Annotated in this window: 20 protein-coding genes; 19 read left to right on the plus strand and 1 reads right to left on the minus strand. The window is 63.4% G+C overall.

Annotation, left to right across the window (positions count from 1 at the left end; translation table 11 throughout):
* Positions 1-2 precede the first annotated feature (2 nt).
* The 19 genes from rplX (at position 3) to MRBLAR12_RS09710 (ending at position 12,366) form a co-directional block, all read left to right on the plus strand.
* Positions 3-362 (plus strand): 50S ribosomal protein L24, encoded by a 360-nt coding sequence (gene rplX, locus MRBLAR12_RS09620; protein WP_024366125.1) that lies wholly within the window; start codon positions 3-5, stop codon positions 360-362.
* Positions 362-943, plus strand: coding sequence for a 50S ribosomal protein L5 (gene rplE, locus MRBLAR12_RS09625; RefSeq protein WP_091563108.1), 582 nt, complete (start codon positions 362-364; stop codon positions 941-943). The genes rplX and rplE overlap by 1 nt, the downstream gene beginning before the upstream one ends.
* Before the next feature lie 93 nt (positions 944-1,036).
* Positions 1,037-1,435, plus strand: a complete 399-nt coding sequence (rpsH, locus tag MRBLAR12_RS09630; protein WP_018773673.1) for a 30S ribosomal protein S8 — start codon at positions 1,037-1,039, stop codon at positions 1,433-1,435.
* Positions 1,436-1,453: 18 nt separating this feature from the next.
* Positions 1,454-1,990 (plus strand): 50S ribosomal protein L6, encoded by a 537-nt coding sequence (gene rplF / locus MRBLAR12_RS09635; protein ID WP_011692797.1) that lies wholly within the window; start codon positions 1,454-1,456, stop codon positions 1,988-1,990.
* Between the two features lie 2 nt (positions 1,991-1,992).
* Entirely contained in the window at positions 1,993-2,376 is a 384-nt protein-coding gene (gene rplR, locus MRBLAR12_RS09640) for a 50S ribosomal protein L18 (protein WP_018773674.1), read from the plus strand.
* A gap of 26 nt (positions 2,377-2,402) precedes the next feature.
* Positions 2,403-3,083, plus strand: coding sequence for a 30S ribosomal protein S5 (gene rpsE / locus MRBLAR12_RS09645; protein ID WP_173403037.1), 681 nt, complete (start codon positions 2,403-2,405; stop codon positions 3,081-3,083).
* 3 nt (positions 3,084-3,086) lie between these two features.
* Positions 3,087-3,293 (plus strand): 50S ribosomal protein L30, encoded by a 207-nt coding sequence (gene rpmD, locus MRBLAR12_RS09650; protein ID WP_018773676.1) that lies wholly within the window; start codon positions 3,087-3,089, stop codon positions 3,291-3,293.
* Positions 3,294-3,785 carry a 50S ribosomal protein L15 gene (rplO, locus tag MRBLAR12_RS09655; protein ID WP_091563112.1) on the plus strand — a complete coding sequence of 164 codons (492 nt, stop codon included), beginning with the start codon at positions 3,294-3,296 and terminating at the stop codon, positions 3,783-3,785.
* A gap of 188 nt (positions 3,786-3,973) precedes the next feature.
* Entirely contained in the window at positions 3,974-5,284 is a 1,311-nt protein-coding gene (gene secY, locus MRBLAR12_RS09660; protein WP_229992790.1) for a preprotein translocase subunit SecY, read from the plus strand.
* A gap of 5 nt (positions 5,285-5,289) precedes the next feature.
* Entirely contained in the window at positions 5,290-5,859 is a 570-nt protein-coding gene (locus MRBLAR12_RS09665; protein WP_229992791.1) for an adenylate kinase, read from the plus strand.
* Positions 5,860-6,079: 220 nt separating this feature from the next.
* Positions 6,080-6,907 carry a type I methionyl aminopeptidase gene (map, locus tag MRBLAR12_RS09670; protein WP_229992792.1) on the plus strand — a complete coding sequence of 276 codons (828 nt, stop codon included), beginning with the start codon at positions 6,080-6,082 and terminating at the stop codon, positions 6,905-6,907.
* 187 nt (positions 6,908-7,094) lie between these two features.
* Complete coding sequence (locus tag MRBLAR12_RS09675; RefSeq protein WP_364745523.1) at positions 7,095-8,060, plus strand: P1 family peptidase; 966 nt, start codon at positions 7,095-7,097, stop codon at positions 8,058-8,060.
* A gap of 188 nt (positions 8,061-8,248) precedes the next feature.
* A complete protein-coding gene (infA, locus tag MRBLAR12_RS09680) occupies positions 8,249-8,470 on the plus strand; it encodes a translation initiation factor IF-1 (protein WP_009358723.1) in 222 nt (73 codons plus the stop codon).
* A 69-nt stretch (positions 8,471-8,539) separates the two neighbouring features.
* A complete protein-coding gene (gene rpmJ / locus MRBLAR12_RS09685) occupies positions 8,540-8,653 on the plus strand; it encodes a 50S ribosomal protein L36 (protein WP_009358722.1) in 114 nt (37 codons plus the stop codon).
* A 174-nt stretch (positions 8,654-8,827) separates the two neighbouring features.
* A complete protein-coding gene (gene rpsM / locus MRBLAR12_RS09690) occupies positions 8,828-9,202 on the plus strand; it encodes a 30S ribosomal protein S13 (protein ID WP_229992794.1) in 375 nt (124 codons plus the stop codon).
* Positions 9,203-9,254: 52 nt separating this feature from the next.
* The gene (rpsK, locus tag MRBLAR12_RS09695; protein WP_018773682.1) at positions 9,255-9,656 is read left to right on the plus strand and encodes a 30S ribosomal protein S11; all 402 of its coding nucleotides are present in this window, start codon (positions 9,255-9,257) and stop codon (positions 9,654-9,656) included.
* 133 nt (positions 9,657-9,789) lie between these two features.
* Positions 9,790-10,800: a DNA-directed RNA polymerase subunit alpha gene (locus MRBLAR12_RS09700; protein WP_018773683.1), complete on the plus strand. Its 1,011-nt coding sequence runs from the start codon at positions 9,790-9,792 to the stop codon at positions 10,798-10,800.
* A gap of 77 nt (positions 10,801-10,877) precedes the next feature.
* Complete coding sequence (gene rplQ, locus MRBLAR12_RS09705) at positions 10,878-11,444, plus strand: 50S ribosomal protein L17 (RefSeq protein ID WP_229992795.1); 567 nt, start codon at positions 10,878-10,880, stop codon at positions 11,442-11,444.
* A 31-nt stretch (positions 11,445-11,475) separates the two neighbouring features.
* Positions 11,476-12,366, plus strand: a complete 891-nt coding sequence (locus MRBLAR12_RS09710) for a tRNA pseudouridine synthase A (RefSeq protein ID WP_364745528.1) — start codon at positions 11,476-11,478, stop codon at positions 12,364-12,366.
* A gap of 19 nt (positions 12,367-12,385) precedes the next feature.
* Here MRBLAR12_RS09710 and MRBLAR12_RS09715 read toward each other — a convergent pair whose 3' ends face one another.
* On the minus strand, positions 12,386-13,708 hold the full coding sequence (locus tag MRBLAR12_RS09715; RefSeq protein ID WP_364745530.1) for a sensor histidine kinase: 1,323 nt from the start codon (positions 13,706-13,708) through the stop codon (positions 12,386-12,388).
* Positions 13,709-13,757: the final 49 nt, after the last annotated feature.

Consider the following 13,757-nt stretch of genomic DNA (forward strand, 5'->3'; position numbering starts at 1 on the left):
CCATGGCTAAGATCAAAAAGGGTGACCTCGTTCAGGTCATCACTGGCGCCAAGGCTGAGCGCGGCGGCGACAAAGGCAAGCAGGGCAAGGTTCTGCGCGTATTCCCGGAGACCAACCGCGTGTTGGTTGAAGGCATTAACCGCGTAACCAAGCACACCAAGGTCGGTCAGTCGCAGCGCGGCACCAAGACCGGTGGCATCGAGGTCGTCGAGGCTTCGATCCACATCTCCAACGTGGCCCTGGTTGACCCGTCCACCAAGAAGCCCACCCGCGTCGGTTTCCGCACCGAGACCGTTGAGCGCGATGGCGTGAAGCGTGAAGTGCGCGTCCGCGTGGCCAAGAGCTCAGGGAAGGACATCTAATGACTGAGACTCTCGAGACTCCGGCAAGCAAGATCGTTCCTCGTCTGAAGACCAAGTACGCCGATTCCATCAAGAACTCGCTGACTGAGGAATTCAAGTACCAGAACGTCAACCAGGTTCCCCGCCTGGTCAAGGTCGTTGTGAACATGGGTGTTGGAGATGCCGCCAAGGACTCCAAGCTGATCGACGGCGCTGTCCGCGATCTGACCCTGATCACCGGCCAGAAGCCGCAGGTAACCAAGGCCCGCAAGTCGATCGCACAGTTCAAGCTGCGCGAAGGCATGCCGATCGGTGCACACGCAACTCTGCGTGGGGACCGCATGTGGGAATTCCTGGACCGTCTGGTCACGCTGGCTCTGCCGCGTATCCGTGACTTCCGTGGCCTCAGCGGCAAGCAGTTCGACGGCAACGGCAACTACACCTTCGGTCTGACCGAGCAGGTTATGTTCCACGAGATCGACCAGGATTCCATCGACCGCGTTCGCGGTATGGACATCACCGTCGTGACCACTGCCAAGACCGACGACGAAGGCCGTGCGCTGCTCAAGGCGCTTGGCTTCCCGTTCAAGACCGAAGACTAATCTAGCTACGTAAAAGGTCCGCCCGCTGGTTCCGAATTCTGTTCGGGACAACCGGCACGGCGGAAACCGTTATGAGGAAGGGCAAGAGCCCACATGACAATGACAGATCCCGTCGCAGACATGCTTACGCGTCTGCGCAACGCTAACTCGGCATACCACGACTCCGTGACCATGCCGTACAGCAAGCTCAAGGCACGCGTTGCCGACATCCTGAAGGCTGAAGGTTACATCGCCTCCTGGAAAGAAGAAGACGCTGAGGTTGGCAAGAAGCTGACCCTCGAGCTCAAGTTCGGTCCGAACCGCGAGCGTTCAATCGCTGGCGTTCGTCGTATTTCCAAGCCGGGACTGCGCGTTTACGCAAAGTCCACCAACCTGCCGCACGTGCTCGGTGGCCTGGGTGTCGCAATCCTGTCCACCTCTTCCGGCCTCTTGACTGACAAGCAGGCCGGCAAGAAGGGCGTGGGCGGCGAAGTCCTCGCTTACGTCTGGTAACGGGAAAGGAAGAGAATAATGTCACGTATTGGACGTCTCCCCATCACCGTTCCTGCCGGCGTTGAGGTCAAGGTTGACGGCTCTGTCGTCAGCGTCAAGGGTTCCAAAGGCGAGCTGAGCCACACTGTGGCCAGCCCGATCGAGGTTTCCCTGGAAGATGGCACCCTGACTGTCGCCCGCCCGAACGATGAGCGCGCCTCACGTTCGCTGCACGGCCTGACCCGCACCCTGATCGCCAACATGATCCAGGGTGTCACCGCAGGCTACGAGAAGAAGCTTGAGATTGTCGGTACTGGTTACCGCGTCCAGGCCAAGGGATCTGACCTGGAGTTCGCTCTGGGCTACAGCCACCCGGTCAACGTCTCGGCACCGAACGGCATCACCTTTGCAGTTGAGACCCCGACCAAGCTCTCTGTTTCAGGTATCTCCAAGCAGCAGGTCGGCGAGGTTGCTGCCAACATTCGCAAGCTGCGGAAGCCGGACCCCTACAAGGGCAAGGGCATCCGTTACGCAGGCGAAGTCATCCGCCGCAAGGTCGGAAAGGCTGGTAAGTAACCATGGCGATCGCAATTAACAAGAAGCGTACGAACAAGAGCAAGTCTGCCCAGCGCAGCCGCCGCCAGCTTCGTATCCGCAAGCGCATCTCCGGTACGGCTGTACGCCCGCGTCTGGTCGTCAACCGCTCCGCACGTCACGTATTCGTCCAGGTTGTCGATGACACCAAGGGCCTGACCGTGGCAAGCGCCTCCACACTGGAAGCCGACCTTCGTGCATTCGACGGTGACAAGACCGCCAAGGCCAAGCGCGTTGGCGAACTGGTCGCCGAGCGTGCCAAGGCTGCCGGTATCGAAGCAGTTGTCTTCGACCGCGGTGGTAACAAGTACCACGGCCGGATCGCCGCCGTCGCTGACGGCGCACGTGAAGGTGGGCTGGCACTGTGACCGAAAATAACGAAAAGGACATTCAGGTGACTGAAGCTGTAGCTGCTCCGGCAACTGAGACCGCTGCGCCTGCTACCACTGACGACCGCCGTGGTGGCGCCCGTCGTGGCGAGCGTGGCGACCGCGGCCAGGGCCGTGGCGACCGTGGCGGCCGTGGTGGCCGTGACGGCGGCCGCGAAGCCGAGAAGAGCCAGTTCGTAGAGCGCGTTGTAACCATCAACCGTGTTTCCAAGGTCGTCAAGGGTGGTCGTCGCTTCAGCTTCACCGCCCTCGTCGTCGTCGGTGACGGCAACGGCATGGTCGGCGTCGGCTACGGCAAGGCCAAGGAAGTTCCCGCCGCCATCGCGAAGGGCGTTGAAGAGGCCAAGAAGTCCTTCTTCCGCGTTCCCCGCATCGGCAGCACCATCCCGCACCGCGTTCAGGGTGAGGCCGCCGCAGGCGTCGTCATGCTGCGTCCGGCTTCCGCCGGTACCGGTGTTATCGCCGGTGGCCCGGTCCGTGCAGTACTGGAGTGCGTGGGCATCCACGACATCCTCTCCAAGTCGCTCGGTTCCTCCAACGCCATCAACATCGTTCACGCGACCGTTGATGCCCTGAAGCGCCTCGAAGAGCCGGCAGCAGTGGCAGCACGCCGCGGCCTCCCGCTCGATGAGATCGCTCCGCCGGCAATGGTGAAGGCTCTCCTGAACCAGAAGGCAGGTGTCTGAGTCATGGCTAAGAACGTGCTTGTCTCCGATGCAAAGTTGGAGATCACTCAGATCAAGTCCGCCATTGGCGGCAAGCAGAACCAGCGCGACACCCTGCGGTCCCTCGGCCTGAAGCGGATTGGACACACCGTTGTCCGCACCGCCGACGCCGTGACCGTCGGGATGCTCAACACGGTTCCGCACCTGGTAAAGGTAGAGGAGGCGAAGTAAATGGCAGAGAAGAACACCGCCGAAAAGGCACAGGGCGCCGCTGAAAAGCAGAACGCACTGAAGGTTCACCACCTGCGTCCCGCCCCGGGTGCCAAGACCGCCAAGACCCGTGTTGGTCGTGGTGAAGGTTCCAAGGGTAAGACCGCTGGCCGCGGTACCAAGGGTACGAAGGCCCGCTACCAGATCAAGGCTGGCTTTGCCGGCGGCCAGCTGCCGCTGCACATGCGCCTGCCGAAGCTGCGCGGCTTCAAGAACCCGTTCCGGGTTGAGTACCAGGTTGTAAACCTGGACAAGCTCAACGAGCTGTTCCCGGAAGGTGGCGCAGTCACCGTGGAGAACCTGGTCGAAAAGGGTGCCGTTCGCAAGAACCAGCCCGTCAAGGTGCTGGGCACCGGCGACATCACCGTCAAGGTTGACGTCACCGTCCACGCATTCTCGGCCAGTGCCGCTGAAAAGATTGCCGCAGCAGGCGGAAGCACCACCGCCCTCTAACGAGGCGGCGGGGCAGTTGCCCGTTGTTGAAAACTCCCGGTACCAGGGGCCCAGGCCCCCGGTGCCGGGAGTTTTTTTCATTTTCCTGGCCCTGCCGATTGTTCGCCGGGCGCATCCACCCGTTAGACTCGGTTGTTGGGTTTATTTGACCTGTCTCACACGACTTTACTTATTACTCAGGAGGACGCTTGCTTAGCGCATTTGGCCGGGCCTTTCGCACGCCTGATCTGCGACGCAAGTTGTTGTTCACGCTGGGAATCATCACAATCTTCCGCTTGGGTGCCTTCATCCCCTCGCCTGGTGTGAGCTACCAGAATGTCCAGCAATGCTTGCAGAACGGTCAGACCTCGGGCGGGATCTACCAGCTCGTCAACCTGTTCAGCGGCGGTGCATTGCTGCAGGTATCCATCTTTGCCCTGGGCATCATGCCCTACATCACCGCCAGCATCATCGTCCAGCTGCTCCGGGTGGTCATTCCCCGCTTCCAGCAGCTGTATGAGGAGGGCGCATCCGGGCAGTCGAAGCTGACCCAGTACACCCGGTACCTCACGATCGCGCTCGGCCTGCTCAACGCCACGACACTGGTGTCGCTGGCACGGTCCGGCCAGCTGCTGCCAAACTGCCAGCTGCCGATCATCCCGGACACCTCCATCGTCACCACGGTCCTGATCATCATCACGCTCACGGCCGGTACCGGCCTGATCATGTGGATGGGCGAGCTCGTGACGGAGAAGGGCGTCGGCAACGGCATGTCCCTGCTCATCTTCACGTCCATCGCGGCAGGCTTCCCGGGCTCGCTCGGTGCGATCTGGAAGGCCCAGGGCCCCGGTACCTTCTTCCTGGTCCTGGTTATCGGCCTGCTCACCGTGGCCCTCGTGGTCTTCGTGGAGCAGTCCCAGCGCCGTATCCCGGTGCAGTACGCCAAGCGCATGATCGGCCGCCGCACCGTCGGCGGGACCAGCACGTACATCCCGATCAAGGTGAACATGGCCGGCGTAGTGCCCGTCATCTTTGCCTCATCCATGCTGTACCTGCCGGGGCTGATCTCTCAGTTCAACCAGCCGAAGGCCGGCGAGCCGATGCAGCCCTGGGTTGAGTGGATCAACAACAACCTGACCAAGGGCGACCACCCGATCTATATGGCACTGTATTTCGCCATGATTGTGTTTTTCACCTACTTCTATGTTGCGATTACATTCAACCCCGAAGAGGTCTCGGACAACATGAAGAAGTACGGCGGCTTCATTCCGGGCATCCGCGCCGGCAAGCCGACCGCGGATTATCTTCAGTACGTCCTATCCCGGATCACCCTGCCCGGAGCCTTCTACCTCGGCTTCGTGGCATTGATCCCGCTGGTTGCACTTGTCCTGATCAACGCGAACCAGAACTTCCCGTTCGGCGGCACCTCGATCCTGATCATGGTGGGCGTCGGTCTGGAGACCGTGAAGCAGATTGATGCGCAACTACAGCAACGTCACTACGAAGGGCTTTTGCGATGACGAGAATGTTGATTATCGGACCTCCCGGCTCCGGCAAGGGAACGCAGGCGGAACGCATTTCGGAACGCCTCGGCGTCGTTGCGATCTCCACCGGAGATATCTTCCGCGCCAACGTCAAGGGTGAGACTCCGCTCGGCGTCGAAGCCAAGAAGTACATGGACGCGGGCGACTTCGTCCCGGACAGCGTCACCAACAAGATGGTGCGCGACCGGCTCAGCGAAGACGACGTCGAGGCAGGCTTCCTGCTGGACGGCTACCCCCGCACCACCGCACAGGTGGATTACCTCGATGAGATCCTCGCCGGCGCCGACCAGAAGCTCGACGTCGTGCTTCAGCTCACCGCGGACGACGAGGAACTGGTCACCCGCCTCCTGGGCCGTGCCAAGGAAACCGGGCGCAGCGACGACAACGAAGGCGTTATCCGTCACCGGCTGGACCTGTACCACGAGCAGACCGAACCCGTCGTGGCCAAGTATGCCGAGCGCGGCATCCTGACCCAGGTGGACGGCATCGGCGGCATCGACGAAGTCACCGAGCGTGTCATGGAAGCGATCAAGTCGGCCCAGGCCGCCTGAACCACGCTTGTGCACTGCAACTGAAGCAGTACAGAAGGGCGTGTTCCGTACCATCGTGTACGGGACGCGCCCTTCGCTGTTGGGCGGGCCCGCCCAACAGCCCGTTCCTGGCCACTGTGCCGGTGCGGGAGAATAGAGCTTGAAGACTTGGGTTGATGACCCATGGTGGAGGCCCGGGTTGAAGCGCCACCGGACCGCGAGAGAAAACATTGAGGTACAGATGGCATTCGGCCAGGCACGCATTGAATACAAGACCAACGCCCAGATGCGCACGATGCACGAGGCCGGGCTTGTCCTGAGCCGGGCACTGGACGCAGCGGTGGCCGCCGCGGCCCCGGGCGTCACCACGGCCCGGCTGGACGAGGTCTTCGCCGCCGTGCTCCAGGACGCCGGCGCCAAGTCCAACTTCCTCGGCTACCACGGATTCCCGGCCACGATCTGCACCTCGGTGAATGAAGAAGTGGTCCACGGCATCCCCGGCGGCCGGGTGCTGCAGGACGGCGACATCATCTCGATCGACGGCGGCGCGATCGTGGACGGCTGGCACTCCGATTCTGCGCGGACCGTGATTGTCGGCACCGCCGATCCCGAGGACGTGCGCCTGTCCGAGGTCACCGAGGAAGCCATGTGGCGAGGCATCGCAGCCCTGGCCACCGGAAAATTCGTGGGCGACGTCGGCAACGCGGTGGACGACTACGTCTCCTCCGTTCCCGGCAAGCCGCTGGGCATCCTGGAGGACTACGTGGGCCACGGCATCGGCTCCGAGATGCACATGGCCCCGGACGTGCTGAACTACCGCACCAGCCACCGCGGACCGAAAATCCGCCCGGGGCTGTGCCTTGCAATCGAGCCCATGCTGGTCCGCGGGAGCATCGACACCGCCGTCCTCGACGACGACTGGACCGTTGTCACCACTGACGGCAAGCGCTCCTGCCAGTGGGAGCACTCCGTCGCCGTGCACGAGAAGGGGATCTGGGTCCTCTCGGCGCCGGACGGGGGAGCGGCGAAACTGGCGCCCCTCGGCGTCGTGCCCGTCCCGATCCCCTAGGCCCATTGCACACGGCGACTCGCAAGTTTTCTGGAGACACGAAAAATCCCTGGCGACACCGGAATACCGGTAGCGCCAGGGATTTTGCGTGTCGCCAGCAAAGCTCAGGAACGTGGCGGCTGCGAGCTGGACTTCCTTGCTGACAGGGATGCGGGCAGTGGCCCGCACCCGGGCGCACAATAGAGCCATGGGAGCAACAGGAGCGATCACCGACGTCGCCGGGATCCGGATAGGACATGTCCAGAAATCCGGCGACGGCTGGCTGAGCGGCGTGACGGTGGTCCTCCCGCCGCCGGGCACGGTGGGCTCGGTCGACGTCCGGGGCGGCGGGCCCGCGACGCATGAGACGGACGCGCTGGATCCCACCACGCTGTCCTCGAGAGTGGACGCCGTCGTCCTGACCGGGGGCAGCGCCTTTGGCCTCGCCGCGGCGCACGGTGCCCAGCGCTGGTGCGAGGAGAACGGCCGCGGCTTTCCCGTCCCCGGCGGGCTCGTTCCGATCGTGCCGGCGGCCGCAATTTTCGATCTGGGCCGCGGCGGTGATTTCTCCGCCCGCCCCGACGAGGCGATGGGCTACGCGGCGACCGCCGCCGCCGCCGCGCAGCCGGAAGGGCACGACGTCGAACGCGGCAATGTCGGCGCCGGCACGGGAGCAGCAATCGGCCGGGGAACCTACAAAGGGGGAGTAGGCACCGCAGCCATCACCCTGGAAAACGGGGTGACCGTTGGCGCCATTGCGGTAGTCAATGCGCTGGGACTCCCATTTGGCACTTCGCCTGATGCGGCGAAAGCCGCGCAAGTCTCCGAGCCGGCGCCGTCGCAAGCACCGCCCCCGCTCAACACCACCCTCGTCGTCGTCGCCACCGATGCCGTCCTGGACAAGGCGGACTGTAAGCGGACGGCCTCGGCGGCCCATGCCGGACTGGCCCGGGCGCTGGCGCCTAGCCACACCCTCGCCGACGGCGACACCGTGTTCGCCCTGGCGACGGGCGCCGTCGCGCTGGACCGCAGCACCCAGACGGCCCGGCAGATCAGCCTCATTACACTGCAGAGCGCGGCCGCCGACGTCGTCCGGCTTGCCATCCTTGACGGGATCTCGCGGGCGGAGGCAGTGACGACGGCGGCCGGGACGTTAGGTGCGTACGGGCGCTGAGTGCGCTACGATAGGCGGATTTAACTCCGGATTTAACAATCGGACCGCAATGGCGTAGTGTTGTCTGTTGGTTGTCTGCCCCGTTGTGCCCTTTTGTGGTCGGGTGGCACCAACCAACCAATCAAAAACGTCCGCGGTCATGACCGGTGCAAACCGGGAGGCTGCGGCAACAACAGTTAGCGGAGGGTATGGCCAAGAAGGACGGGGTCATTGAGATCGAGGGCGTTGTGACCGAGGCGCTGCCTAACGCGATGTTTCGCGTTGAGCTCACCAACAAGCACATCGTTCTGGCACACATCTCTGGAAAGATGCGCCAGCACTACATCAGGATCCTCCCCGAGGACCGCGTAGTGGTGGAGCTGAGCCCTTACGACCTGACACGTGGTCGTATCGTCTACCGCTACAAATAAACACTGGGCGGCCAGAGCAACAGCCGAGGGCCGGTCCAGCTGACCAACTGCAACACGCAAAGGAACGCCATGAAGGTCAAGCCGAGCGTCAAGCAGATCTGCGAAAAGTGCAAAGTGATCCGCCGTAATGGCCGGGTCATGGTGATCTGCGAGAACCCGCGCCACAAGCAACGCCAGGGCTAATTTCCCTCACGGGAAACCCTGGGTTGCTAACCCACGCAAGTAAATAAAGGCAGCACAAGCTGAACTGGGACGTATTGAGCCCGGACAGCTAACCCCCGGTCGGAGGCTGGGGCCGCAGTGAAACTGCGGGTGTACTGCCTACGACCTCCGGTTTATACAAGGAGTACTGCCAATATGGCTCGTCTCGCTGGCGTAGACATTCCCCGCGAAAAGCGGTTGGAAATTGCGCTTACTTACATCTACGGCGTGGGCAAGACCCGTGCACACGAAACCCTGACTGCCACCGGCATCAGTGCTGACGTTCGGGTCAAGGACCTGACCGACGCACAGCTGGTTGAGCTGCGTGACTACATTGAAGGCAACTACAAGGTTGAGGGTGACCTTCGCCGCGAAGTGGCCGCTGATATCCGCCGCAAGGTTGAAATCGGCAGCTACGAAGGTATTCGCCACCGCAAGGGCCTGCCAGTGCGCGGACAGCGTACGAAGACGAACGCACGTACCCGCAAGGGTCCGAAGCGCACCGTCGCAGGCAAGAAGAAGGCCCGTTAATCCCTGAGGGATTAACGAGGCTTTCCCCCAATAACTTTCTGTAGGAGAAAAAATGCCCCCGAAGACTCGTGGCGCGGTTCGCAAGCCGCGTAAGAAGGACAAGAAGAATATCGCGCTGGGCCAGGCGCACATCAAGAGCACCTTTAACAACACCATCGTGTCCATCACGGACCCGAACGGTGCTGTCATCTCCTGGGCTTCGTCCGGTGAGGTTGGCTTCAAGGGCTCGCGTAAGTCCACCCCGTTCGCTGCCCAGATGGCCGCCGAAGCCGCCGCAAAGCGTGCACAGGAGCACGGCATGCGCAAGGTTGACGTGTTCGTCAAGGGACCGGGTTCCGGACGCGAAACCGCCATCCGCTCGCTGCAGGCCGCTGGCCTCGAGGTTGGCTCCATCCAGGACGTCACCCCCAGCGCCCACAACGGCTGCCGTCCGCCGAAGCGCCGCCGCGTCTAAGGCTTTCCAGCGCCCAGGAGCTTGCCCGGACCCTCACCGGTCCGGGCAAGCCCGGCCGCGTTAAGTCTTCAGACCGATCTTTCCACCACCTGTGTTGCGTCATATAGCGGATGCTCGCCGAAAGGAAACCTAAGTGCTCATTGCACAGCGCCCCACCCTCTCCGAAGAGGTCGTCTCCGAAAACCGCTCCCGGTTCATCATCGAACCGCTGGAGCCGGGCTTTGGTTACACCCTCGGAAACTCCCTCCGCCGTACCCTGCTCTCCTCCATCCCCGGTGCCTCTGTAACGAGCATCCGGATCGATGGCGTGCTGCACGAGTTCACCACGGTTCCGGGTGTCAAGGAAGATGTCACCGAGATCATCCTGAACATCAAGAACCTGTCGGTTTCCTCCGAGCACGACGAGCCGGTTGTTGCTTACCTGCGCAAGCAGGGCCCGGGAGTCGTCACCGCCGCGGACATCGCTCCGCCGGCCGGCGTCGAATTCCACAACCCGGATCTGCACATTGCCACGCTGAACTCGAAGGGCAAGTTCGAACTCGAACTGACCATCGAGCGCGGTCGCGGCTACGTTTCGGCAGCTCAGAACAAGTCCGGCGACTCCGAGATCGGCCGCATCCCGGTCGACTCGATCTACTCGCCGGTCCTGAAGGTTACTTTCCGCGTGGAAGCTACCCGTGTTGAGCAGCGCACTGACTTCGACAAGCTCATTGTCGACGTCGAGACCAAGCAGGCAATCGCCCCGCGCGACGCCGTTGCTTCGGCAGGTACCACCCTGGTGGAACTGTTCGGTCTGGCCCGCGAGCTGAACACCGCAGCTGAAGGTATCGAGATCGGCCCGTCGCCGACGGACGCTGCCCTGGCAGCCGACATGGCCCTGCCGATCGAGGATCTGGACCTGACGGTCCGTTCCTACAACTGCCTCAAGCGTGAGGGCATCCACACCGTGGGTGAACTCGTTGCCCGCTCCGAGGCTGACCTCATGGACATCCGCAACTTCGGTGCGAAGTCCATCGATGAGGTCAAGGCCAAGCTGGTCGAACTGGGCCTGTCCCTCAAGGACTCCCCTCCCGGTTTCGACCTCGCAGCACGTGCCGCAGCCATCGAAGAGGACGACGCCGCGTTCAGCGACGACGAGCTCTAACCAACAGATCTTGGCCGGCTGGCTGGATGCACCCTGGTGTGCGCAGCCCAACGGCTTCCATATGAGGAGAAACTATAATGCCTACCCCCGCTAAGGGTCCGCGCCTCGGAGGCGGAGCGGCTCACGAGCGTCTTATGCTCGCGAACCTGTCCGCCGCACTTTTCGAGCACAAGCGGATCACCACCACGGTGACCAAGGCCAAGCGCCTGAAGCCGTACGCCGAGCGCCTGGTGACTTTCGCCAAGCGTGGCGACCTCGCTTCCCGCCGTCGTGTACTCGGCCTGATCAGCAACAAGGGCGTCGTCCACGAGCTGTTCACCGACATTGCACAGGCAGTGGAGAACCGCGATGGCGGCTACACCCGCATCACCAAGATCGGCAACCGCAAGGGCGACAACGCTCCCATGGCCGTCATCGAACTGGTTCTCGAGCCGGTTTCCGCCAAGCAGGCAGTCGTAGCCGAGGCTACCTCCGCCGCCAAGCGCGACGCTGACAAGAAGGACGCCGAGAAGGCCGAAGCAGCTCCGGTTGCCGAGACCGAAGAGGCTCCCGAGGCTGAGGTCACTGAGACTGAAGCTGCAGCTACCGAAGAGGCTCCGGCCGCTGAGGAAGCAGCCGCTGAGTCCGAGAAGGACGCGAAGTAATTCGCTAAAACCTTCTTATAGACTTAAGTCTATGAACGAGCTCAAACCCGCTGCCCCCGTCTTGGGGGGCGGCGGGTTTTTGCGTATCCGGATGGATGTGGCCTACGACGGCGGACCGTTTAGCGGGTGGGCTGTCCAGCCGGGACTGCGCACCGTCCAGGGCGTCCTGGAGGAGGCCCTGGAACTGCTGATCCGCCGCCCCATCCGAGTCACGGTCGCCGGCCGCACCGATGCCGGCGTGCATGCCCGCGGCCAGGTGGTCCACCTCGACCTCCGCGAGGCGGAGTGGCTGGGCTTGAACCGGGGCGCTGAATTGGATCCCGCCGTTGCCCTGCTGCGCCGCATCCGTGGCGCCTTGAGCCGGGGCCTGGGCGAGCTAAGCGGGGCGATCGAGGTGCACAGCGTGAGTGTGGCCCCCGTTGGCTTCGACGCCCGCTTCTCCGCTCTCTGGCGCCGATATTCCTACCGGATCGCGGACGGCCCGGCGTTGTGGGATCCGCTGGGACGCGCCTCGACCTTGTGGCATAAGGAACGGCTCGATGTCGGGCTCCTCAACGAGGGCGCGGCACCGTTGCTCGGGCTGCAGGATTTCCGCTCGTACTGCAAGCCACGCGAGGGCGCCACGACCATCCGCGAACTGCAGCGCTTCGAATTCGCCCGCGGCAGCGATGGGGTAATTGTCGCCACCGTCCAGGCCGACGCGTTCTGCCACAACATGGTCCGCTCCCTGGTGGGCTCGGCGTTGTACGTGGGGGAGGGCGTGGAGGCCCCGGGCTGGCTCTATGAGCGGCTCCTCGCCCGGCAGCGCGACGCCCGCTCCGTGCTGGCAGCCCCGCATCCGCTGGTGCTTGAGGAAGTGGCTTACCCAACTGAGAGCGGCATGCTGGCCAGGGCCGAACTGACCCGGGCCATGCGCGCGTAGATCCAGAGCGGGAGTGCGGCTACGGGAATGCCTGCTGCGAGTAAGCCGGCGCGGCGCCTTCCGCGGGGAGCTCCAGCGTGAAGGTGCTTCCGGATCCCAGGTGCGTGTTGCAAGAGATGGAGCCGCCATGGCGCTCCACGATCGCCTTCGTGATCGACAACCCGAGCCCGGCCCCCGGGATGGAACCGTCCCGCACCGCCGGGCTTCGGAAGAACCGCGTGAAGACTTGTTCGGCGTCGGTGGCTGTCATCCCCAATCCGTCATCTTCCACGTGCAGCAGCACCCGGTCTCCCTCCGTGCTGGCGGAGACGCGCACACTGCCCCCGTTGGGGGAATATTTGATGGCGTTGGAAATGAGGTTATCCAGTGCCTGGCTGATCCGGAGCGGGTCCACGTGCGCCCATAGCGGCGCCGGCACTTCCATCGAGAGCGTGACCTGGGAAGCCTCGGCGTGGGCGTGGGCCGAACCGAGGCTCGCCTCCACAAGGCTCGCCAGATCGGTCCTCAGCGGATGGATGTGGACAGCCGAGTTGGCGGACATCAGCAGATCCGAGACAAGGGCGAGGAGCCGTTCGGCGTTTCGTTGCGCAACCTCGAGGCGGCGGAGGGCCTGGGCGGACAACTGTTCCGAGTCGCTGAGGGCTAGATCCAGATTGCCGATGATCGATGTGAGGGGGGTCCGGAACTCATGGGAGACGGTGGAGACCACGTCGTCCTTGGCCGCCAGGGCATCGATCAGACCGGACACCTCGTCATTGAGCAGCCGTTCGCGTTCACGGCCGGCGTGGAGCTGGGTTGCCAAGGGCCCAGCCAACTCCTGCCGCGCGAATCGCAGGACAACGGAGACGGCCAATGTGATGAACGGCAGGAGGACGGCGGCCGCGATTCGGTCCGGGGGGGAGCCGGCGTGGAGCAGCCACGGCAGGCCGGTCAGCAACGGCCCGAAGAAGCTGATCGAGAGGATGGCCGGACCGGACAAACGTGAGACTGTGATCCAGAGGACCGGAAGAACGGCCAGGATGCCGAGGTCCGGCAGGCCTTCGACGCTGTCAGTGCGGATGAGGCAGATCGCGGCCAAGTCGAGCACGGGGATTGCTAGCGGAGCGAGCAGCCCGAATCGCTGCCAGGGCAACAGAAGGCAGGCGATAAAGAGTGCCAGTTGGAGCGCCAAGGCAGCCCGCCACAGGCCGCTCTCGAAGAGGCCGGGCCAGCCCCAGGGCGCAGCAAGCACCACAGCAGTCATCGCCAGCGTGAGCGGGAGCTGGCATAGGGCCACCCGCACACGCCGCGGGAACCCCGCAAAGGTACCTTCCTGGTTCCGGACCAGTTGCTGTTTACTCAATGCAGCCGCGCCCCTTCCTCACTGCTCCAATTTAACGGCATTCGTCACG

Origin of the sequence: Arthrobacter sp. LAR12-1-1.1 (genome assembly GCF_040676555.1) — a bacterium.
Lineage (GTDB): Bacteria > Actinomycetota > Actinomycetes > Actinomycetales > Micrococcaceae > Arthrobacter.